General features: G+C 48.0%; 14 protein-coding genes. 6 read left to right on the top strand and 8 right to left on the bottom strand.

Annotation, left to right across the window (positions count from 1 at the left end):
- The first annotated feature begins 159 nt into the window (after window positions 1-159).
- Both trpS and EJN92_RS18325 read left to right on the top strand, forming a co-directional pair.
- Entirely contained in the window at window positions 160-1,200 is a 1,041-nt protein-coding gene (gene trpS / locus EJN92_RS18330) for a tryptophan--tRNA ligase (RefSeq protein WP_126129142.1), read from the top strand.
- A gap of 15 nt (window positions 1,201-1,215) precedes the next feature.
- The gene (locus EJN92_RS18325; protein ID WP_126129141.1) at window positions 1,216-2,427 is read left to right on the top strand and encodes a winged helix-turn-helix domain-containing protein; all 1,212 of its coding nucleotides are present in this window, start codon (window positions 1,216-1,218) and stop codon (window positions 2,425-2,427) included.
- 84 nt (window positions 2,428-2,511) lie between these two features.
- On the opposite strand, the gene EJN92_RS18320 is transcribed toward EJN92_RS18325, so the two are convergent.
- Complete coding sequence (locus EJN92_RS18320) at window positions 2,512-5,391, bottom strand: collagenase (RefSeq protein ID WP_126129140.1); 2,880 nt, start codon at window positions 5,389-5,391, stop codon at window positions 2,512-2,514.
- Between the two features lie 1,126 nt (window positions 5,392-6,517).
- On the opposite strand from EJN92_RS18320, the gene EJN92_RS18315 reads away from it, so the two are divergent.
- Entirely contained in the window at window positions 6,518-8,749 is a 2,232-nt protein-coding gene (locus EJN92_RS18315; RefSeq protein ID WP_227869847.1) for a YgiQ family radical SAM protein, read from the top strand.
- 196 nt (window positions 8,750-8,945) lie between these two features.
- Here EJN92_RS18315 and EJN92_RS18310 read toward each other — a convergent pair whose 3' ends face one another.
- The 7 genes from EJN92_RS18310 to EJN92_RS18280 all read right to left on the bottom strand — a co-directional run bounded on the left by EJN92_RS18310 (window position 8,946) and on the right by EJN92_RS18280 (window position 22,048).
- Window positions 8,946-9,650, bottom strand: coding sequence for a hypothetical protein (locus tag EJN92_RS18310; RefSeq protein ID WP_126129138.1), 705 nt, complete (start codon window positions 9,648-9,650; stop codon window positions 8,946-8,948).
- Between the two features lie 66 nt (window positions 9,651-9,716).
- The gene (locus EJN92_RS18305) at window positions 9,717-10,142 is read right to left on the bottom strand and encodes a kynureninase/PvdN C-terminal domain-containing protein (protein ID WP_126129137.1); all 426 of its coding nucleotides are present in this window, start codon (window positions 10,140-10,142) and stop codon (window positions 9,717-9,719) included.
- 120 nt (window positions 10,143-10,262) lie between these two features.
- Window positions 10,263-13,223, bottom strand: a complete 2,961-nt coding sequence (locus EJN92_RS18300; RefSeq protein ID WP_126129136.1) for an ImpA family metalloprotease — start codon at window positions 13,221-13,223, stop codon at window positions 10,263-10,265.
- A gap of 456 nt (window positions 13,224-13,679) precedes the next feature.
- Window positions 13,680-14,297: a response regulator transcription factor gene (locus EJN92_RS18295; protein ID WP_126129135.1), complete on the bottom strand. Its 618-nt coding sequence runs from the start codon at window positions 14,295-14,297 to the stop codon at window positions 13,680-13,682.
- Window positions 14,290-16,149: a sensor histidine kinase gene (locus tag EJN92_RS18290; protein WP_126129134.1), complete on the bottom strand. Its 1,860-nt coding sequence runs from the start codon at window positions 16,147-16,149 to the stop codon at window positions 14,290-14,292. Before EJN92_RS18290 ends, EJN92_RS18295 begins: the two co-directional genes overlap by 8 nt.
- A gap of 179 nt (window positions 16,150-16,328) precedes the next feature.
- Window positions 16,329-20,333: a phosphoribosylformylglycinamidine synthase gene (gene purL, locus EJN92_RS18285; protein ID WP_126129133.1), complete on the bottom strand. Its 4,005-nt coding sequence runs from the start codon at window positions 20,331-20,333 to the stop codon at window positions 16,329-16,331.
- A gap of 203 nt (window positions 20,334-20,536) precedes the next feature.
- Window positions 20,537-22,048 carry a glycosyltransferase family 39 protein gene (locus EJN92_RS18280; protein WP_157984392.1) on the bottom strand — a complete coding sequence of 504 codons (1,512 nt, stop codon included), beginning with the start codon at window positions 22,046-22,048 and terminating at the stop codon, window positions 20,537-20,539.
- Between the two features lie 195 nt (window positions 22,049-22,243).
- Between EJN92_RS18280 and EJN92_RS18275 the strand changes: the two genes are divergently transcribed.
- The 3 genes from EJN92_RS18275 to EJN92_RS18265 are packed head-to-tail and all read left to right on the top strand — an operon-like array spanning window position 22,244 to window position 24,497.
- On the top strand, window positions 22,244-23,284 hold the full coding sequence (locus tag EJN92_RS18275; RefSeq protein WP_407701526.1) for a glycosyltransferase family 2 protein: 1,041 nt from the start codon (window positions 22,244-22,246) through the stop codon (window positions 23,282-23,284).
- Entirely contained in the window at window positions 23,281-23,685 is a 405-nt protein-coding gene (locus EJN92_RS18270; protein ID WP_126129131.1) for a GtrA family protein, read from the top strand. The genes EJN92_RS18275 and EJN92_RS18270 overlap by 4 nt, the downstream gene beginning before the upstream one ends.
- On the top strand, window positions 23,682-24,497 hold the full coding sequence (locus EJN92_RS18265; RefSeq protein WP_126129130.1) for a ChbG/HpnK family deacetylase: 816 nt from the start codon (window positions 23,682-23,684) through the stop codon (window positions 24,495-24,497). Before EJN92_RS18270 ends, EJN92_RS18265 begins: the two co-directional genes overlap by 4 nt.
- The last annotated feature ends 2 nt before the right edge of the window (window positions 24,498-24,499 follow it).

The raw sequence follows: 24,499 nt of genomic DNA, 5'->3' as shown, positions 1-24,499 counted from the left end.
GGCGCAGCGTTTAAGCCTAGGGGCGGCGCACCCGGTTACGAAGTAATTAGAAAATCAGATCCTAGCGATCTAATCAATGCCGCCACACTGAGCGGCTTTTTTTTCGCCACATCAATCGAAAATACGACTAATTCAGCCTCAACCTTACGGAATATACGCATGAGCGACGATAAAAAACCTTCTTCTACACCGACAGAAAATACCCAACATTTGATCCTGACTGGCGACCGCCCGACCGGTCCGCTGCATTTGGGACATTTTGTTGGCAGCCTTCGCAATCGCGTTCTGTATCAGCACCAATATCAGCAGTACATCATGATCGCTGATGCGCAGGCGCTGACAGACAATATGGATGATCCTGCAAAAGTGCATAACAACGTGCTCGAAGTCGCATTAGATTACCTAGCGGTTGGGATAGACCCGAGTAAATCGACGATTTTCATACAATCGCAAATTCCTGAGCTGACCGAGCTTACTTATTACTATATGAATTTGGTCACCGTAGCCAGACTGGAACGCAATCCAACCATCAAACAAGAGATAGTCTTACGCAATTTCGAACGCGATATTCCGGCTGGATTTTTCACCTATCCGGTCAGTCAGGCGGCCGACATCACCGCCTTCAAAGCGACACTGGTACCAGTAGGCGACGATCAGATCCCGATGATAGAGCAGACCAATGAAATCGTAAGACGTTTTAACCGCTTGGTAAAGCAAGATATCTTGCTCGAATGTGAAGCCCTAGTTCCTGAAATTGGACGCTTGCCGGGTATCGATGGCAAAGCCAAGATGAGTAAATCACTGGGCAATAGCATCAATCTTGGTGCCAGCGCTGCCGAGATCAAAGCTGCAGTTAAAAATGTTTATACCGACCCTTTGCACTTAAGAGTAGAAGATCCTGGGCACTTAGAGGGCAATGTCGCATTCATTTATTTGGATGCCTTTGACCAAGACAAAATCAGTTTGCAAGAAATGAAGGATCACTATGTGCGCGGCGGGCTTGGAGACAGCAAAGTTAAGCAAAGGCTAGAGGCGGTTTTACAAGACATGCTGACACCGATACGTGAACGCCGTCAAGAATATGAAAAAGATCGCGCTCAGGTTTTGCAGATGCTCAAGGTTGGCACCGAAAGAGCCAGAGAAATCGCAGCAAAAACTACCGATGAAGTAAAAGCTGCACTGGGATTAAAGCACTTCTAATATAGCGATAAATAGATGGAACTTACCCTCGCCTCGGCCCGTGCGCTACACCTCGCGGCGCAGGGTTTATTAAATCCAATTCAAAAAACAGCCTGCAAAGCCGATGTACTGCAATGCATACGCCAAATGTCGGCCTTACAAATCGACACCATTAGCGTGGTGGCACGCAGTCCGTATTTGGTGTTATGGAGCCGACTCGGCCAATATCAAAACGCTTGGCTAGACGAACTCCTGGCAGAAGGCGCTATTTTTGAATACTGGTCACACGAAGCTTGTTTTCTACCTATAGAAGATTACGCTTTGTATCGCCATCAAATGGTGTCGCCACAAGGCTTGGGCTGGAAATACAACCACCGCTGGTTGACTGAAAACACCCAGCAAGTTGAGCATGTTCGTCAGCATATACAGCAACATGGAGAAACCCGCTCAGTTGACTTTGAACGCAAGAGTGGTAAAGCAGGCGGTTGGTGGGAATGGAAACCCGAAAAACGCTCACTAGAAGTACTGTTTACTACGGGTGAATTAATGGTTGCCAGACGCCATAATTTTCACCGTGTCTATGACTTACGCGAGCGCGTACATCCGCACTGGAGCGATCAACGCGATTTACCAGAGCAATTACACTGCCAGCAGCAACAGGTACTCAAAGCAGTGAAAGCCTTGGGCATAGCAAAAGCTTCGTGGATCAGCGATTACTTTAGAATGGGGAAATTAAACCCTGTAATCCAGCCTGCGCAACTGGCGCAACAAGGCCTATTAATCAGCTTACAACTGGCAGACTCGGATCAGCCAGTCTATGTCCATCCTGACCACGAAGAACTGCTGCATCAGGCATACGACGGCGCACTCAAAGCGAACACGACACGAATACTGTCGCCATTTGATCCTGTGGTATGGGATAGAAAACGCGCTGCCGAATTATTCAATTTCGATTACAAACTCGAATGCTATACGCCCGAGGCGGCCAGACGTTACGGCTACTTCAGTTTACCGATATTAAGAAACGGTAATCTGATCGCGCGCATGGATGCAAAAGTTCATAGAAAAACCGGCGTGTTCGAAATTAAGAAACTCCATCTCGAATCGGATACTCGGGTCAGCGCAAGCTTGGCAGCGGATGTTTCTCGCTCAATTAAAGACTTCGCACAGTGGCAGCAATGCATAGAGATTCAGTTGCAGCACTGCAGTTCACAGGCGTTTTTTAACTTACTCAAAAACAAATTCTAAATTCAACTGCTCTACAGCAAATAAAAAATGGGGCGCATACCAGCGCCCCTTTTTTTTTAACGCAATACTACCCTAAGTGAAGCATTAATATTCGACCTTCACTTTCACTCCAGAAAAGGCCGATTGCCCATATAAACTGACATACATATAGCCTGAAGGTGGATTGTTGACGGTAACCGCTTCCGTGTTCCCGACCGCGTATGAGCCATAATTATAGTAATCGCGTGTTGCCCAGGTACCCAGGGTGCTAACAAACAAATCGGCATTACCTGTACCACCAGATGTAGTGATACGTACTTGCTTGGTTCCGGCAGGTACATACAAATACATATAAGAGTAATCGCCGAGTGGTGCAGACACATTACTTCTCACGCAGTTTTTACCTAAAGCTTGTGCAGTACCTGGACATTCAGGCAAAGTAGTGCCCGCTTGAATCACGATGCTTTGACTAATCGTAGCTTTTCCACCGCTATTATCAGTCACAGTCAATGTAACCGGATAAGTCCCTGCAGCCGCATAGGTTTTCGATGGATTGGCAGCGCTAGAGCTAGTGCCATCACCGAAAGTCCAAGCCCTGGATGCGATTACGCCATCACTATCGGTCGATTTATCCGTGAAAGCCACCGTCATACCTGAAACCACATTGCCAAACTGGGCAACAGGTAAAACATTCACAGGAGTGCCTCCGACAATCACAACAGATTTGCTGACAACTGACTTGCCGCCGCTATTATCGGTGACAGTCAAACTCACTGTGTAAGTCTTCGCTGTCGCATAAACATGACTAGGATTAGCAAGGCTAGAGCTTGAACCATCACCGAAATCCCATACTCGTGAAGCGATGCTGCCATCACTATCGGTCGAGGCATCAACAAAATTTGCTGCCATGTTCGACACCGAACTACTGAAATTAGCGACAGGCAAAGCGTTGCCACCGGTCCCAGTTGGACAACCAGGCAAAGTCGCATTATTCACACATGGCAACCAAGCTTTAAAATCGGCATCCATGCTGGAACCCATGGCTGAACCGTTCATATAGCTGGTGTATCCGCTATAGTTACCTGGTCGGAAATATGCCAATAGATTAGAGACTTTGTTGCGCTGTTTTTCAAACATGTAACGCACTGCCAGATAACCCCAGTAATAAACCCGTGTTTGTCCAACACTGTAATCATTCTGGAAGATAGTACTCAATGGAAAAGTGGCCTTCGCTGCCTCTGTTTGAGCGCCCGTATCGGCCAGATTGCGATACGAGTAGGACACATACTCAGCGAAACCCTCGGTCCACCAGGTCGATTTTACCGACATGCCTAAATCAAAGTCTCCATACATATCGAAACGACCGTCGAGGTAATGGATGTACTCATGCGTCAAATTCCAGATCTCAAATTTCGGCAACATCCATTCCGCTTGATACGCGATGAAACGCGGCTGATTACCAACCACCTCTGGGCTACCTTCCAAATACATACCGCCGTTGTTGGTATCGATGCCGTAGATCGCACCGGCATAACGTTGGTAATCGAAACTGCTATTGAAGACCACCATCTCTAACTGGGTATTATTGTCCTTCGCCACAGGGATATTGCCACTAGCAACCATCTTATGAAAGTAGCCCTCCTCGGCTCCGACAATATTGCAGGCCTCAGTCATTTGGGCATCCGTCAAGGCTTGCGCACGCAGACGCAAAGTTGGGCTACATGACTTCGCTTTAGGCAATACTTCTTTATCTAAACGCGCCACAAAATCGCACAAATTGTAGTAGCTACAATTAGGCTTATCGAAATAGTCGATCATCTCTCCGACACCGACCCATAAGGAGGCCGTAGTTCCAGTGACATTGCTACGATCGATCATCAACTTTGCCTTAGGTTTGGCAGCAATTTTCGCTGCGCTGGTATCGGCATATTGCAGAAAGCGCCCCAACTCACGCCCTGCATTTGAGACCAAATATTCATTGTCGCCGCCTAACTGCGCAAAATTAGCATTGACGAAGTTGTACAGCGTATCAACGATGGATGTATCAGTTGCGATCAAAGCCTTAAAATCGTCGTTTTGATGGGCCCGAAACAAGACGGTAAACACATTATTCACCGCACCACGCATCCACCAATAAACGTTATAACTAGGGTTGTACGAATTTAGCAAGCGCTTAACTACCGGGGTGAGGAAATGCGCATTCTCACTAGAACTGTCCACCAAGGTGACAAACTCTGACAGGACCTCGCCATGAACATCATTCACCAATCCAAAATTTCCATTATTTACAAACGCATCCATCGCGGGCACGATAGCGGCCTTCATTTTGGCGCCATATACGCCCGTGTCGGCGCTGTTGTACCAATTAACATAGTAGCCGGCGCGCAGGAACAAGACCAACTGCAAAGTACTCGCTGAATTAGTGCCGTTATAGCTAGCAGCGTTCGCTTTGAACCCATCGGCGATCGTTACCATTTGCGCTTCATTAAATACTTTTCCGGCCATCGCACCGCTTAAATTAAACAGATCGTTAATACATGCAACGCTAGACGAGGTCACCGCATTGAGCAAAGCCGAACCGCTCACGGTGTAAAGATTGGCATCACAGGCAGCCGCAGCAGCTTGGGCGCCCTGCATCCCCTTGGCACCTTTGGCAAGGACCGCGGTCGAAGTGTTTTTTGCCAAGCCAGAAGGACGCTTCAAAAAGTCAGGGCCGTGCGTCGCCAAGGAACCATAGCTAGAACGTGCGTTGGCGGCATGGGGCATTTTAGGACCACGCTCACCTGCTTTTTTGGCTTTATGCTGATGATGCTCAGCTTGATGAAGTTTTTCGGAGCTCCCTGCCGCGCCGCTGACACCCGTAGTTAGTGTGGCGCCAGATGGGGCAGCAACAGCAGTGTTGGAATAGCTCATGAAAGCCGCAGAAATTGCAGCAGCGCAGAGCGCTAGGCTCATATTCGGTTTAATAAAAGTAATTGATTTCACTATTGATTCTCCTGGTATTTTTATGTCGTTTTTGGTCCAAACCTATCCTCGAAAAACAGCAATGTATTCTTTGCGGATAAGGTAAACCGGCTTATCGGATCTATTAGAACTTACGCAAAACCGCCCCAGCGTCTTTGTATCCGCCTTGCCGTAAAAACTACAGTCTTCGGCGGCACGCCTAGCTGGAACAGTTTTTCGTAAGTCCTAATGGTGTTTACTTGGCAGAATTTCGTCCCAAATAGGTCCTGGGTCTGCAGACAAAAACGTCACTCAACTGCCCTTGCATGTTTCAATTCAAGCTTGATCCACTCGATAATCGACTTAGCTGCCGCGCTCAAGGAACTTGAATCGTACGGAGTTGCGACTAAACAAAACCACTCAGTTGTTCGTCGCGGACCGGATGCCTTACTATTCAAATGGAGATAAATCACTCTTCACTTAAATTCAAAAAAGTCATCAGAATCACCGTTAAAATATATTAGCAATATTTTTAATTAATATCGAAAGAATATTGTAAGCATGTGTTTCGACTGTCTGATTTACGCCGCACAGACTTATACATTCACAATAGTCAATGATTTAAAGGCAATAATCCCATGCATTTTTGATGTTTTAATACTAATGAGAAATAAATTCTCAGCATATTGAGCTGGTCTTTTTAACACCGAAAATACCCGGTGAATACGGCGGCAACAGCAACGCGCATAGTGTTTTCAAGAAAAATAAATGCTCCTGCCTCAACGCACACTCAACGCGCAATCTGCATGCGGGCTGTAGCCTAGGCAGGCTGGAAACCCGCGTAAACATTGGGCTTTCAGGCATGCTCACATTTGCTTAGACGCTGCCCTCCGTTTTTGCCTGCATTTATCCCGTCGCGAGAGGCCTCGCTGCTCCCGATCTGGCACCCTACCCGGAAAAATAGGCGAATACAGCGCTGCAGCGGTCCCCAAATTACTTAAATAACAATCTAGATCTCAGAGAAATATCTCGCAATATCAATGCCTTAGCACGGAAATTTTCTATTTCAGGTAAAATCGCGCCCATGAATCCTTTACCGCAAAATCTGTTCTCTTTTCCCCGTTTTCGTCCTGAAGTGGGTGGCAACAATGCCGCGCCCTTTTTACCTATGTCGCGCGCCGAAATGGATGTGCTGGGCTGGGATAGTTGTGACGTCATTTTAATCACCGGTGACGCCTACATCGACCATCCTAGTTTTGGTATGGCCTTGGTCGGTCGCTTGCTGGAGCAGCAGGGCTTTCGTGTCGGTATCATCAGCCAGCCAGACTGGCATTCGGCCGATGCATTTCGCGCCTTGGGTCGGCCTAATCTGTATTTCGGCATCACTGCCGGCAATATGGACTCTATGGTTAATCGCTATACGGCTGACCGCAAGATACGCTCAGACGATGCCTACACGCCCGATGGCGAACCAGGCAAACGCCCCGACCGCGCAGTCGTGGTGTATGCGCAACGCGCACGCGAAGCCTATGCCGACACCACAGTCGTGATCGGCAGTATAGAAGCAAGCTTGCGCCGCATCGCCCATTACGATTATTGGTCGGATAAGGTCAAGCGCTCGGTGCTGCCCGACTCCAAAGCCGACATCCTATTGTTTGGCAATGCCGAACGTGCGCTGGTCGATCTGACACACCGTTTGGCCGCGGGTGAACCGATTAAAGCGATCCGCGATCTACGCGGCACCGCCTTCATGACGCCACCCAATTGGCTGCCCGACGAAGACTGGGCCGAAATTAATTCTATCAAGCTAGACACACCCGGCAAGGTCGAAGGTCACACTAATCCTTACGAAATGATCCCGGAAAAAGAGGCCAAATGCGCCACCGGTGAAGCTGGCAATCAAGCTGCCGGCGATGCAGACACCATCGCCGCCGATGTGGTCAAGCAGCAAGCGGTACGCATCATGAGCCGCGAAGAACGCCAACTCATGCTGCGCGACAAACACAATAAAACCGTGATACGCCTGCCTTCGTTTGAAGCGATCAAGGATGATCTGGTGATGTACGCACACGCCTCCCGGGTCTTTCATCTGGAAGCCAATCCAGGCAATGCAAAGGCGCTCTCGCAAGGCCACGGTGAGCGTGATGTCTGGATCAATCCACCGCCATTACCGCTGGCGATGGACGAGATGGATGGCGTGTTTGACCGCCAATATGCACGTGCGCCCCACCCTAGCTACGGCAAGGCACGCATCCCGGCCTGGGAGATGATACGTTTCTCTATCAATATCATGCGCGGTTGCTTTGGCGGCTGTACCTTTTGCTCGATTACCGAGCATGAAGGACGGATTATCCAAAGCCGTTCCGAGCCTTCCATCCTGCGCGAGATTGAAGAAATCCGTGACAAAACCAAGGGCTTTACCGGCACCATTTCGGATCTGGGCGGGCCTACCGCGAATATGTATCGTCTAGCTTGCAAAGACAAAAAAATTGAAGAAACCTGCCGCCGCCTGTCCTGCGTCTACCCTTCGATTTGCAGCAATCTGGGCACCGATCACAGCAAACTAATTTCGCTATACCGCAAAGCGCGCGCCGTACCTGGCGTCAAAAAAATCTTGATCAGTTCAGGCTTGCGCTACGATCTGGCAGTGCGCTCACCCGAATACGTCAAAGAATTAGTGACCCACCACGTCGGCGGCTTACTCAAGATCGCGCCTGAACATACTGAAGCGGGTACTTTATCGAAGATGATGAAGCCTGGCATCGGCGCCTATGACGAGTTCAAGGCGATGTTTCATAAGTACTCGAAAGAAGCCGGCAAAGAACAGTATTTAATCCCCTACTTCATCGCGGCCCATCCTGGCACCACCGATGAAGACATGGTGAATCTGGCTTTGTGGCTAAAGAAAAATGATTTCAAGCTCGATCAGGTGCAGACCTTCATGCCTACCCCGATGGCATTGGCCACCACCATGTATCACAGCCGCAAGAATCCTTTGAAAAAAGTGAGCCAGGATTCAGAAGTCGTAGAAACCGCACGTTCAGGAAAAATCCGAAAATTCCACAAGGCACTACTGCGTTATCATGCCCCGGAAAACTGGGAAGTCGTCAGAGAAGGCTTGCTGCGCATGGGAAGAAACGATCTGATAGGCAGCAGTGAAAAACATTTAATTTCATCGCGTCCGCCTTTGCTGCCGCTGCCCGTAGCGAGCGGCAAACCTGCTGGCAATGCGACTCGCGGTGTCGCGCCCAAGATGAATACCTATGGAAAAAAACCAGCGACACAGGCCTCAGTAAAACCTGCAGCCAGACCTGCTAGCAAAGCGCTTACGCCATCGGCGCGGCCAGCACTTGCATATCGCTCAGCAAAGGCAGCGCCTAGCAAAACAGGACGCAAATAGGACGTCAATAGGAAGTAGGTAGTAAGGAATCGCCAAGCACTGGTACGCCCAGATTAAAGTTTATTACATGGCAATTAGACAAGCTTATTTTGGCGATTTTTGAAGCTAATACGCAGTCTGGCTGCGGCTCCTGGCAGGATTTGGGGCTGCAAGCCGCAGCCCGATTGCGCGATCACTTTTGAAATGCAAAGTAGCGCTAAGAAAATACGCCAATTAAGCGGGAACACCACTGCGAGATCGACTTGCCGAATCCGGAAGTATTATTTTTGAAAAAACTTTTTTTGGCATTCTCGATCTGAGTACGTGTGGCTTCCTGTTGGCATAGCGCTGAACCCATCATTACTGCACCCGCACCGTCCAGCATCGCCACAGCGGTTTCATACTTTAAGCAAGGCGAGCCCGCCACAACTTCTAGCTCTTGTATCAATTCTTCTAAAGCGATTTTTAATCTCTGCTGAGGTACATAATTTGCGACGATTAAATCGATATTCACGACCTGCTCAGGTTTTTTAGCATAATAATAAATAAGCCCGTGTAAACGCTCGCGGTAGTGCGCATTCAAGCCCAGTTGCTGGCCAACCAAGCGGCTTAACTGCAAGGCATCACTACCCAGATCGAACACACTGGAACTTTCGAGCCCACCATCAACTACTGCGGGAAGATTCACCAAGGCAAAATTACTAATGCCGAGATGAATAATGGTACTTTCTATCGCCTTTAAAGCAATGCTCTGCTCGACAGTATCAGTCTGATCGGCATGTTGCTCCTCCACGATGCTCATCGCCTGCTGCCACTGTTCCCAACTAGGGGGAGGAAAATGAGAATTGGATAGCTTCCAAGCGCGCACAATTTTCCTGTGCTGCTCCAGATAACGCAGGTTTTTTACGTTTTTTATTGCCACTATAAGTCTATGATTTAAGCTGCTTTTTATTTAAATTTTATCGATGCTTATCCTTGCCACGAATAATCAATAGCCCGTTTTCATGACATATTCCAGACCGTTCAGCGTGCGCAGCAAGTCTATCTGTCGCGTTAACACTGGAGCGAATCCAAATTCCAGTATGTGTTGAAGATTAAACTCCCCAACCACACCTTCGTAGGCCATAGACTGCACGATCAGGTAAGCATCTTTATGCACAACCGCGATGCTGCTCTGGCGTGGTTCTTGATGATTATCCAAGATCGCCATTTCCAGTCCATAGTGGCACAAGCGCTCTCTAAGGCTTTGAGTAAGGTGCTGCCATCTTCTCTCTTGCGCATCCTGCTCTTGATAAACAAAAACAAATTCATGCGGATGTATCACGCCCTCTTGCGGCACAGCATTTAGGCCGCACACAGGCTTGACTATGCTATTTCCTGCATAGGTAAAATTAAGCACTTTATTTACTTGCATAAGATCAATTTATAAATGGCGAATTGCCGTACTTCAACAGAAACGCATCGCAAACTGAGAAATGCGCACGCTCGCCAAGTTTTTAATTGATCGATGAGAGTGCGCAATATTCAAGGAAATTTAAAACGGATAGGCCGGCGTAGCCGCTTCAATATCTAGCCATGTTCCGGTAGCGAGCTGATTCCCCTTACCCGGTGCCAAGGCATAAAAAGTTAAGGGAGCAATGTCCAATTTCAGATCAGCGATAGAGTCCAAAGATTTTTGATCCAAAGGCAAACCATAGGCCGCAAAATAGGTACGCATATCTTTGCCGATGATCTTGGAGCTCAGTACATACAACAGATCGTGATTAGTGATGGCATTGGTGGTATAACGCCCCATGCCATACTTGGCGGCGTTCGCCACTGTCCAATCCTTAGACACCAGGCGATCACCCTTGGTCAACATAGTCAGGTATTCCAGGCTGGCATCAGGTGTCGGCACAGCCATGCCACGACGGTATTTGGTGTATAAAAATCCCAATTGAAAATGCACTGCACGCATGGCATTCTGACCGCCGTTCCACAGCTTGTTTTGCATATCCAAGCGCTGCGCTTCACCAGTCTTGCCTGTGGCACGGCTATCTACAATGAATTGATACAGGCCTTTATGATCAATCCGGTCACCGTTCCAATCAAGCTTATTATCTAGGCCATACTGGCGCAGAGCCGAAGCGCTGGACAAAATATTGTTATCGCATTCGACCACGCAGCCAGCTGTACCAGGTGGCACGATGTGATGCACCCTTTGTACAGTGTTGTGACCGAGCTCATGCCACCAGCCCCAGCCAGAAGCAACTCCAGTAAATCCATCCGAAGGATTGCCTGAGCAAAGCCAACCGCAAGCAGCGATCCAGCCTATAAAATGCTGCACGCCAGGCGCCCTATGCATGGCGCCATCACAAGTCCAGCTAAGATCAGCGCACAAGCCACTGACCGCCGCTGCCATAGGCATATTGCTGTACCCGTTGGCGATATGATTTGAATCAAACAGTCGCGCCCTAAGGTCATTGAGGACATAGTCTTTAGGTTCAGTATTGCCAATCACGCTCAGTGCATAGGCATTAGTCTGATGCACTTCACCGCCGACAAATTTGTTGGTCTGCCAGCCAAAAGTTTTTGACTTGATCGCGGCAGAAGCGGCATCGATCTCGGTCTGACTCATATTTTTTGTAAAATCAAAATGTCCGTATTTGGCTGTACCCTTTACCCGCAGCTTGACTACGCTACCACCGGACATGCCGTTGTAATTGAGATATAAGGGGCCGCCAAACGGAGTCACGAATACATTATCTTTGGCAGCCGCGATCGGTACATTAAACGAGATAGGGCGACGCGGATGCGCATATTTTTTACCATCGCTAAGCGGGTTACCGTAAGAGCGCGCATAGCCCGATTGCAGGCCTAAATTGCCACCCGCCGCATCGAGTATCTGTATCGTCACGGTCTTGCCTGGAATCGCAGCGCGGCCAATCGCGGTAATCCCACCGCCTTGGGCGATCGTCACATCAAGATCTTCCCAGTCAGCACTGACAGCAATGTTTTGCGCTTCTTTAGGCATAAAGTCGCCATAACCCAAGGGTGCAATTGATGTTTTGCTGCGATTAAATACCACCCAAGAATCAGAAGCATAGGCGCGTAAAAAATCGGTCGCTGTAGCACGTTGTTCCGGTGGCATCTTGCCGTATTTATCAATACTAGGACGCCAGAGATCAGCCCACAGCACCAACTTTTTGTGCAAATCCATAGTCGGTAACTGAAACAGATTGATGCCTTTGCCATGCAAGGCCGCCAGCTCATTATGGATTTGCGAAATTGGATTGGTGGGTGATGCATCCGCCTTGAAATCCCAATCGAGCTTGTCATCCATGAGTTTTTGTATCGTGACGATCAAGGTCCCCATCTTGTCGGCGCGCGCCAGGCTATCGACTGAAGTTCGGCTAGCACTAATCGTCAGACCGGTCGCGCCCTGAAAATAGTTACCTGGATAGCCGCCCAACTCCATCCCCATAGCACTAGCGACCTTGCGCCCACCGGAGGACTCTATCCAATTCGGTGCCATATAAATGACAGCCTTACCTGCCGCCAGATATTTTTGCACTTGCGCCGTCAAACCAGCAGTGTCTTGCGTATCACCGCCAAACACCAATAGGTCGGCGTTTTGCCAGCATGTATTGTTAACATCGGGCAAATCACATTTCTGTTCGGCACCGGCACTGCCCAGACGTGTCAGCAGCGCTCTTACATTATTCGCGTTGTAGCCGGCCGTTGTAAATTTTATCGATGTGGGTAAAGCGAGATCCGGATCACCGTTAATCAGCCAGGTAAACGCACGCGTAAATAAAGGCAAGTGCTGTTGCTGAGCGCTCGTTCCGGCCATCCAGCCGAGCACATCGGCGCCATAGGCCATGCCGCGTCCAGCTCCGACCTGAGTCAAGGCCGCCATGCCATTGCCATTATCGGCACTAAGAAAGCTCATGCCAGAAGTGGAATTCTGCAAAGACACAGAAATACTGCTATTACTGAATGTCAGTGCCTGACTCAGATCCGCGCCATTTTTTTGCAATATTTTGCTCAAAGTGGAAGTCTGAAAATTTCTGACATCGAGCGCGATGTTTTGCGCCTGCTGCAACAAGGTCAACTTCGCTTTGGCATCGAGTCCACTTGCGTCACCGCTGATCATTGCTTTGGCAATGCTGTCATCCGCGACAATCGGCGGAATTCCAACCGAAGGTGGTATCACTACGACCGGAGGCACTGTCAAAGGAGGCGCAGGATCAAGCGGTGGGGGATTCGGTGGATTTGCTCCGCCTGATCCATCGGGATTAGTCACTGGCGGCACAGTTCCACCTGAACCATCAGGATTAAGCACTGGTGGTACAGTGACTACGTGGTCAGGTTCTTCGCCACCGGTTTCAGGACTTGGCGGCGGCGTCACCGCGCCTGGTGGCGCCGCATCGAAAATCTTTATCGCTTCACCACTACCGCAGCCAACAGTCAGCAGCATAGTGGCCAGCAGTGAAATAAGTATTCTATTATTCATTTCTACTTTCTAAGTACAAAAACGGGGAGCGGAGTTAGCGTTGATCCCAAATCAAAGCGAATTCCAAAATCAAATAGAGGCGCACAAGCGGCCCATCATTCAAGCGATATCAAAAATTGACGTGAAGACTGAGCTCTATCCAAAAGCGTCGATAAACTTGAACTAGTCCAACTATTTTTTGATCTAGAAAGGTCGAGGAAGGCAGCGCATTTATGAGTACGCGAGTTTATGTGTGGCAATTTTCCCAGTCAATTGCCCTTTGGGGCAATAACATGGTTTTTAAGCACGAAAAATGAATTTAATGATGAGATAGTGCTTAAAAACAAAATTTTCTTGCGAAAATTGCTCTGCATCTGAGAATGGAATTGAAATTTTTTAGAAAAATATTCAGCACCGATGTCGTGAATATTCCGAACTATGCTTACCGCACTTACTTCAAGTGGGTTTGTACGCCAGTTAAATATAACCTAGTTGCTTAGCCACCAGTACCAATTGCGCAACTGAAGTCACCTCCATTTTCTCCATGACCTTGCTGCGCTGAGATTTAATGGTGCGCTCTGAATTACCCAATTGAAAAGCGATCTGCTTGTTCAACTGCCCTCGCACCACCATATTGAACACCTCTATTTCACGCGCAGTCAATCTTGCATAGCATAGACGCACATGAGATAAATTCCCAGATTCGTCCATAGTTTTCCGATAATGCTCAAGCGCACCCTCTATCGCGACCAGCAGATCATCTTTCTGCACCGGCTTACTCAAAAAATTTTCTGCGCCAGCCTTCATCGCTCTAACGCTTAAACTGATATCGCCATGCGCCGTCAGAAAAACTATCGGTATATGGCTATTGACCTTGTTTAAATATTCCTGCAACTGAAAACCGCTCATAGTCGGCATATTCACATCAAGCAGTATGCAGCTAAGCTCATCGTGTAGCGGATTTTCGATAAACTCCGAGGCTGATTCATAGGTAAGCACACGGTAGCCGCAAGCGAGTAACAGGCGATACATCGCTGTGCGCAAAGGCGCGTCATCATCGATGACATGAATTAATGGTGCTGGCATATTATTCATCACGGACCGCTTCCGCTAAAGGTAGGGTAAAGCGCACTACCCCACCGTCTGCAGCATTTTCGGCCCAAATGCGACCACCATGCGCTTGCACTATCGCCTCAGTAATCGCTAAGCCTAAGCCCATACCTTTTGCTTTCGTCGTAAAAAATGAATCAAACACACGTTCAATATTTTCATTAAACCCGGCACCACTATCGATTACCGACACCTGTACATTATTGGCATCGTAGAGCTCAGTAACTACTAAAATATTACGCCTAAAACCATTGCGTTCATCGATAGCATCAAGTCCATTTAAAATCAGATTGACCATAATTTGCTGCAATTGCACCGGATCAGCACTGACAAACAGAGTCACCGCAGTAAGCTCGTCATTGAGCTGAACATGCCGCATTTTCGCCTCGCCAGATAGAAAATTTAATACCTTCCGTACCATGTCATTGATATTGACAAGGGTGTCCTTCGATTCGTTTTTAGAATCGGACTTGGTCAGTAAACCTCGCATACTCTTGATCAAGTCACCGGCACGCAAGTTATCACGCTTAATATTGGCCAAAATATCCTGAACCATCTCTAGCTGTGGCGGGCTTTGACTGAGAAACAATTGCGCCGCCTCGGCGTTGCTCAAAATTGCAGCCAGCGGCTGTATCAATTCATGCGCAATCGCCTCGGAATAAACCGTTGCAGTGATTTTCCTGTTCATGAAGGCGATCTGCGTCAGTCGTTGACGCGACTCATCCACCGCAGCGCTACGGCGCTTGCGCTCTATCAGCAATGCACCTAACAGTGCTAGCAATAGCGCCATGACAGTAAATGTCGCTGCGATTTGCCAGCGATACAGTTCCCATACGCCGGGCGTAAAAAATCGTAACTCACTGCCGACCGGATAATTACTTTTCTCCACGCCCCAACGCTTCAATTCTCGCCAATCCAGTAGCGGGGTAAAAGTTAATTTCTTAATCGGCAATGAGGATGTTTTTTCACCTCCCAGTAACTTGCTGAGCAAGTCTGCTGTCTCGCGCCCTTGTATGCTGGCATCAAATGAAATTGCGCCAATAGGGCCCAAACCGATATGCGTAGGATTATCGACCAGCAAGGGTGCATTGGCCATCCTGACAATTTCCTGCAAGGCGTATTTGCCATCTAATTTTTTAGATGCGCCATCTCGCGTGAGCATAGTGAAATACACGACCGTATTTTTAGGCAAACTTGCGACTGCAATTCTTAACTCTGATAGAGTTTTTCCGCGCAAATCAATAATATCTATCTCTGCCGAGAAACGCGCAATCTCTTCGGGCAAATCATTTCTATAGACATCGAACTCAGGAGAATTACCCAGAATGGCGATATGTCGAGTCTCCGGTAAAAGCTTTTTTGCCAGACCAACTACATCAGCAAACCCAGCCTTAAGACTGATGCCAGCCACATTTTCTGGCAAGGATATTTTTTTAATCTCAACATCACTAGCTAATGTATATAGGATGGGAACATCTGGCCACAATACCTGCCGATATTCCAATAGGTAATTGAGTGCGCTATGACCAATCACCACGATCGCATCGATTTTAGTATTTTTATATTTGAGATTGAGCCACTTGTCCAGATTTGGTGGGTAAGTGCCAGTAGGAAAGCGCGACAGATCAAGGCTCTCTTCATAGATGACGACAGATTCTGAACGTCCCTCGTTTAATTTGAGCTTGAACGCCGAATAAAAATCATAGAGGTACGGTGAACTTAACAAATCAGGACTTAGTAGCAAAATAGATTTTTGCTTATTACTCTCGGCCCACGCAGGTGCACTACAAGAATAAAATAACACCAACAAAAGCAAACGCAATATTGGAATTATCATGAAAAGGCCTTTTAACAAATAGTATGCCCAGTATAGACACGACCATCTGATTCATCGAAGCGTACACAGAATTGAAATTTGTAAAAGTCGACACTGATTAGCCCGCTGATCAGTGTCGACTTTAAATCAACCCAGAAACAGGCTGACAGTCTGGTCCGTATTATTCGCTCGTAACAACATCAAGCAACCCAATGACGGGCATTTCTGAACATACGCATCCATGGTGAGTCTTCGCCCCAGCCTTCTGGATGCCATGAATTCAACACTGAGCGGAACACCCTTTCAGCATGCGGCATCATCACGGTAAAGCGGCCATCTTGATTGGTCACCGCAGTAATACCCAGCGGTGAGCCATTTGGATTGTAAGGATAAGCTTCAGTCGCCTGTCCCTGATTGTTCACGAAGCGCATCGCGACTTGCGCCGCCTTGATGTCACCCGTGATAGAGAAATCGGCAAAGCCTTCGCCATGCGCAATCGCGATCGGAGTTTGCGTACCTGCCATGCCTTGCATGAAGATGGATTTCGATTCCATCACTTCGACCATGGCAAAACGACCTTCGAATTGCTCCGATTTATTTTTGGTGAATTTCGGCCATGCCGTGGCACCAGGAATGATGGATTTAAGATTACTCATCATTTGGCAACCATTACAAATGCCTAAACCAAAGGTATCAGTGCGATTGAAAAATTCAGAGAATTGCTCGGCCATCATGGCATTAAACAAGATCGTTTTAGCCCAGCCCTCACCTGCTCCCAATACGTCGCCATACGAGAAACCACCAACTGCAATCAGACCTTTAAAGTCAGACAAGCGGGCGCGACCAGAGATCAGATCACTCATGTGAACGTCAACTGCGGTAAAGCCTGCCTTGTGCATCACGTAGGCAGTTTCGATATGTGAATTAACACCCTGCTCACGCAAGATTGCGATTTTAGGGCGAACGCCAGTGGCGATGTAAGGTGCGGCAATATCAAGCTGTGCATCAAACGTGATCTTGGGCTGCATGCCAGGATCCGTCAGATCGGCCAGGCGCGCATACTCGGCATCAGCACAAGCCGGGTTATCCCGCATGCGAGCGATTTGCCAGCTGGTTTTACTCCAGATCTGATGCAAGTCGCTACGTGACTGCTTGTAAATTTCTTTGGCATCGCGCGTGAATGCAATATTACCGCTAGCACTTGGCTTACCAATGATGTGGCTGCAAGCGCCCAGATTGTGTGTGCGCAAGACATCCATGACTTCTGAACGTTGCTCAGTACGTACTTGTATCACCGCACCGAGTTCCTCGTTAAACAAGGCGCGCAAAGTGAGGTCATTACGTCGCTCGGAAACCTGCCCGGCCCAGTTCTTGGCATCACCTTGATCGGCCGCATGTTCGCTTTCCATGGTCAGAATATCGAGATTAATATCCAAACCACTGCGACCAGCAAATGCCATTTCACACAAGCTAGCATACAGACCGCCATCTGACCTATCGTGGTAGGCCAATAATTTGCCTTCAGTATTCAACTGCTGTATCGCTGAGAAAAAAGCTTTTAAATCTTCCGCACTATCGACGTCCGGAGTCTGGTCGCCAAGTTTTTGCATTACCTGTGCAAAACAAGACGCGCCCAAACGGTTTTTACCACGTCCCAGATCAATCAGGATCAAACTAGTATCGCCGGCATCGAGCTTGATTTGCGGCGTCAGTGACTTACGCACATCATAGACTGGAGCGAAGGCAGAAATAATCAGCGATACCGGTGAGGTCACAGATTTATCGACGCCCTCATCTTTCCAGGTAGTGCGCATAGACAAGGAGTCCTTGCCAACAGGAATACTGATACCTAAGGCAGGACACAACTCCATACCGATTGCTTTGACGGTATCAAACAAGGCGGCATCTTGGCCGGACTGACCGCAAGCAGCCATCCAGTTAGCCGATAATTTAATCTCAGAGATATCCTTGATAGGCGCAGCAGCGATATTGGTGATTGATTCACCGACCGCCATACGACCGGAAGCGGCAGCATTAATAACGGCCAAAGGTGTGCGCTCGCCCATAGACATGGCTTCACCCAAGTAGCCTTCCAGGCTCATTGCGGTCACGGCGCAATCTGCCACTGGCACCTGCCAAGGACCAACCATTTGATCTCGCACCGAGGTAGCTCCGACAGTACGGTCACCGATGGTAATCAAGAAGGATTTATCACCCACGGTAGGTAGACTCAACACTCTTTGCGCGACTTCTTGCAAATCCATGCCAGTCAGATCTATCGCAGGAAAATCGGTCACATCATGTGTAACATCTCTGTGCATCTTCGGTGGTTTACCTAACAGCACATCCATAGGCATATCGACCGGCGTACTGTCTTGCTCAGGATCGATCACCTTGAGCTGACGCTCTTCAGTAGCAGTCCCAACTACCGCAAACAGGGCGCGCTCACGTTCACACAAATACTTAAATAATGGCAAACTTTCAGGCGCAATTCCCAAGACGTAGCGTTCTTGCGATTCATTACTCCAGATTTCTTTTGGCGCCATACCGCTTTCTTCCAACGGCACCTTACGCAAATCAAAAACAGCGCCGCGCTTGGCATCATTAGTAATCTCGGGAAAGGCATTCGACAAGCCGCCAGCACCAACATCGTGAATCGACAAGATAGGGTTATCATCACCCATTTGCCAGCAAGCGTTAATCACCTCTTGCGCCCGGCGCTCCATCTCTGGGTTGCCGCGTTGGACCGAATCAAAATCGAGATCTGCAGTATTGGTGCCCGTTGCCATCGAAGAAGCCGCACTGCCGCCCATACCTATGCGCATACCAGGACCACCGAGTTGTATCAGCAAGCTACCGACTGGCAAATCATTTTTATGGGTATGCTTATGCGAGATATTGCCGATACCGCCAGCAATCATGATGGGTTTGTGATAGCCATGTACCGTGCCGCCGACATTTTGTTCGTAGGTACGGAAATAGCCGCCTAACACCGGACGTCCGAATTCATTATTGAAAGCCGCGCCACCAAGCGGGCCTTCTATCATGATCTGCAAAGCCGAGGCGATGCGGTCTGGCTTACCGTAGCTGGCAGTCGCATGATCCGAGGAGGCTAGTACGTCACGGGTGTTCTCCCATGGCTGCACAGCATCAGGTAGCATCAGGTTAGAAACGGTAAAACCGGTCAATCCAGCTTTAGGACGGGCTCCGCGGCCAGTTGCACCTTCATCGCGAATTTCACCGCCCGCGCCAGTAGAGGCGCCAGGAAATGGGGATATTGCCGTCGGATGATTGTGGGTCTCGACTTTCATCAAGGTATGGGTCAATTCCACCGTGCTCTGATACTCATTACCTTTGGCTGCACCATTCGGATAGAAACGCGTTACCACAGCGCCTTCCATGATCGATGAGTTATCACTATAGGCAACCACCGTACCTTTTGGTTGTAACAAATGGGTATTCTTGATCATGCCGAACAAGGAAATATCTTGTTCGACACCGTCTATAGTCCAATCAGCGTTAAAAATCTTATGACGGCAATGTTCACTATTTGCCTGAGCAAACATCATTAATTCTACGTCTGTAGGATTACGTTTGGCGCTGACAAAGGCATTGACCAGATAATCAATTTCATCATCCGATAAAGCCAAACCCAATTCGGCATTGGCATGCAATAAAGCAGTTTTACCGCCACCCAATACGTCAATAAATTCGAGTGCCTTGGCATCGAGTTCAGTAAACAAACCGCGCGCGGCCTGAAGATCTTGCAACACCATTTCTGTCATGCGATCATGCAAAATCGCAATGACTGCCGCTTGCGAAGTCTCGGCAAGTTTTTTAGCTCCACCTAGCAAGCCAGTTTTCACTTTTATAAAATACTGCACGCCGCGTTCTATGCGTTTAATTTGTGCCATACCGCAATTATGTGCGATGTCAGTCGCCTTACTTGCCCATGGAGAAATCGTGCCAAAACGAGGAATGACGACGAAGCTATCCCCGTCCTCCGAACCAGCAAAGGCATCACCGTAAGTCAGCAAGGCATTTAAGCGACTTGTATCGTCATCGCTTAACACGGTAGTCGATTCAATAAAGTGGCTAAACCTAGCGCTAACACCGACTATGCTTGCATCAACAGCTTGCAGGCGCGACAGTAAACCTAGGGTACGAAAAGCAGACAAGGCATTGGAGCCTGGCAATATCAACATGGCGTGAGTGTAGTTGAGGCAATGAGCAGACCGATCAGCGAGGATAGCGGCTACATTGCGGGGGTGAATCAGAAAGACCGAATTATACCTTGATGCTGACAATGGCTCCAGTACGATCATCAAGGTTTAATTGGATAAATATTTCACTAGAGCAATAAAACTAAGCATACAAACACGTCTTTAGCTTGAATTAGTTTGCGTCTTTACTTCTCGTCGCAATTTCCCTGGGGTGGAATAATAGCCCACGCAAGCCTTAGCGCAGAATACGTATTGGTACGATCTGGCATGAGGTCTAATTGTTGCTGTTCGCCTATTTGCGGCCAATGCACCTGCAGCTGCGTCAGCATATCAACATTCGGATCCCAAACCACCAAAGCACCGCAACTGCTCAGCTTAGCTTTTGAAATCCAGGGGCTGATAGTCAAATCGCCGTCAATGAGCACCTGAGTCTGAAAGCTACTCTCGAAACTTGCCACCCCAGCTTCCCAAGAAGTGCCGACAATATAACGTAGCGGCTTACCTGGGAAAGCCAGTCTCCATTTTTGATCCAATGCCTTAGCCAGTTCCGGCCCGGGATAACTGGCTCTGGCATATTTATTCGTCAATTGATGCCACCCAGCGGTATTTTTTGCGGCATAAATCGCACCGAAAAAACTCATTAACAAGACCCATACAATTAGCCAGCGAGGACTCCACAATAGCTCAATACGCGCAGCCAATAACCGAGCAATGATCAAGCCACTGAGCGGAAACATCGCTGTCGCCCACATAGGATGTAGATAACTGCCACTCAAGCCTAGCAACACAGTGATTGCGAAAGGTCCAAAGCCCATTACCCATAAAAAACGCTTATTGAGCCGGCTAAGTTCCGGCATCGTTGAACACTCAAGACTCGTTTCAGATTTATTCCGGCTGCCTAGCAAACCCCAAACGCCCACGCCGATAAGTACCAGATGTACCAAGACCTGCATCGCCACGTAAGAGATAAATCGCTCGCTCCAACTAGCATTTAATGACAAATCCCCCAACCTATCGTTCATATAGTGGATAGGCGCAAAGTCATGCTGCACCAACCACAGCAAATGCGGACCGAGCACGACAAAAAAGGCGATGGCAGCCAGACCGATATTCTTAACAGTTAAGAAGCGACGCGCCTCCTTCTCCCACAGCAGCAACAGCACACATGCAAGAGGTAAAAATGCAGCGCTGTATTTGCTTAAAGTAGTCACACCTAAAGCAGCACCGAAGCCTATCCAATATCGTGCGCGTCCATCCGACACCGCAAAATAGAAGGCACTCACGGTGAGAGCCCAGAACGGTATTTGCGCAACGTTATGGTTGTAATCAGGCGCATACAGATTGTAATAAATCAGCGTTGATTGCAAAAATAAGGCGATGATGCCACGCTTGGCCCCAAAAAATCGCAACGCCAATGGCCAGACCGCCAAAATTGCGATACCAATTGAAAGTGCACTAGGAATAAACAAGGCGAAAGAATTACGCCCGAAAATCGATTCACTAAGATAGATGCCCCATGCCGGCAGCGGTGGATGTTTGTAGTAGCCTAACTGAGGCACATGCGCCCAAGTCGTCATCTCTATCACGTCTAGTGGTGGTGTGTGATGCCCTAGGATAGGAATTAAAGTCCAAAAAGTCACTACGAAAGCGAGTAAAAAATACAGCACTGCGCGGTTCTGCAATGAAATGTGCGGCATGCCGCACATTTTTTGGGGTGCCGTGCTTGGTCTAGATTCCTGCATTTTTTTACATTCACTTTATTAAAGAAAGGGATAATAGTTATACACAGCAAACGCAACGACGTAAAAAACCGATAAGAGTATTCCACAGGCGCAAGCGCCATTATAATGTGGCGCAGTGTAACTCGTATTAAAACCAAGTACTAACGACGTATGAAAAACTCAATGACATTGTCCCTGCCTCCACTACCAGCGAAACAAACGCGACCTGCATCACCGAAAATCAGTTGTGTGGTTCCTGCGTACAACGAAGCCAAGCACATTGCCAATTTTTTAATCGATTTACAGACAACACTTGCTGCGTTTACAAGCAACTATGAAATCATCGTTGTTAATGACGGCAGCACCGACAATACCGCGGAGGCAGTAGCTACGGTCGCGGCTGACTGCGCAGTCCGTTATCTGAGTTTATCGCGCAACTTTGGCAAAGAAGCTGCATTATCGGCAGGTATAGATAGAGCCAAGGGCGATGCCGTCATCCTCCTTGATGGCGACTACCAGCACCCGCTAGAGTTATTACCAGAAATGCTCAGTCTATGGCAGACCGGCTACGACATGGTATACGGTGTCATTGCAGACCGTCGTCACGAATCACTCTTAAAACGCTGGGGAACCGGTTTGTTTTACAATTTAATGGAACGCGACTCGGTCATTAACATTCCGAGAAATGCGGGTGACTTCCGCCTATTAGATCGCTGTGTGGTTGACGCACTACGTCAACTACCAGAACGAAATCGCTTCATGAAGGGTTTATATGCCTGGGTCGGTTATAAAAGTATAGCCTTGCCCTTTACTCCCTTAGATCGAGCCTCTGGTGTTTCAAGTTTTCGACTGCGAGGTTTAGGTAAGTTAGCCTTGGCAGGAATTACCGCCTTCACAACCTTACCACTGCGCGTATGGAGTGGCATAGGAGCCGTAATTTCAATAGCCTCCATCCTGTATGCGCTTTACGTTATGCTTGAAACTCTGTTTTTCGGCAACCCAACGCCAGGCTGGGCCACTCTGACCGTCAGTCTAATGTTTTTTTCCGGTGTTCAATTATTTTCAATCGGCATTTTGGGTGAGTACTTGGGCCGAGTCTATGAGGAAGTGAAAATGCGCCCGCTCTATTTAATTGCTGAAGACCTAGATCACGGCAGAACAGATGCAGCAACACGAACAATTAGCACATCATCAGAGAATATACAGTTGTGAAATTATTAGAATTTAAGCGCATATTACGTTTTACTGCTGTTGGATTGAGCGCTGCGGCGATACATTATGTGAGCGTGGTCATTCTAGTCGAAACGCTATCAACAGCACCTCTACTGGCAAATATTGCTGGTTTTTTAATTTCTTTTTGGATGAGCTATTTCGGCCATAGATTTTGGACCTTTGGCGATCACGCTAGTATTAACAATAACTCTTTTTTGCGTTTTTTAGCGACGGCCTCGCTAGGCTTTGCAATGAATGAATTACTGTTTTATTTAATGCTGACGTATACCTCGATTCCATACACCATCGCTCTTGCCATAGCCGTAGTGACAGTGGCGATTTCAACCTATTTCCTTAGTCGCCTATGGGCATTTCGTTCGCAAAGGACACTACATTCATGAACGACTACAAAACGGAAATTGCACTTTGTGTAGACGATTTTGGACAACATGCAGGCATTGATGCATCAGTTTGCGAACTTCTACAATTAAATCGAATCAGCGCGGTTAGTTGTATGAGTGGAGCACCGCGATGGTCATCCCACTCCGCGCCCATGTTAAGAGAGCGAGAAGCTTGTGCTGATTACGGCTTACATTTTAATCTCACCGAAGGCTTCGGCTCAAGATCGAGCGGGTCATTATCAAGCTTAATATTACGCAGTTATTTGCATAGATTAGAGCCGCAAGGTTTGCGCACTATGCTACAGACGCAGCTAGACTCATTTGAAAACGCCTTGGGTCGTACACCTGACTTTATAGACGGTCATCAGCACATTCATCAATTGCCTATGGTGCGCGATGCACTACTTGAAGTAGTCAAAAATCGCTATACAAGTAACAGACCTTGGATACGCAATACCACTCCAGCAAATCCTAACTGGGGAGGAAAAGCGAGAATACTCAAGTATTTGGGTGGTGCCACACTTCACAAAAAGCTAAATCAGTTTCAAATACCTAGCAACCATGATTTTTCTGGCGTATACGGCTTTGATACGGAAAACTATGCCGCTTGCTTTGAAGACTGGTTAAAATTTACTAGCAAGGCTAGCCTGATCATGTGCCACCCAGCAACCTCGCTTGACACACATGACCCTATCTCCAAGCAACGACTGGTCGAACACAAGTTTTTTAGTTCAGAACTTTATACCAACTTACTAGACCGCTACCGCGTAAAAATCGAACGCATGTCATCCATATTAAGTACTCAGAAATAGCC

The sequence above is a fragment of the Undibacterium parvum genome, from assembly GCF_003955735.1.
Taxonomy (GTDB): domain Bacteria; phylum Pseudomonadota; class Gammaproteobacteria; order Burkholderiales; family Burkholderiaceae_D; genus Undibacterium; species Undibacterium parvum.
This window is presented reverse-complemented; position numbering and strand designations above follow the sequence as displayed.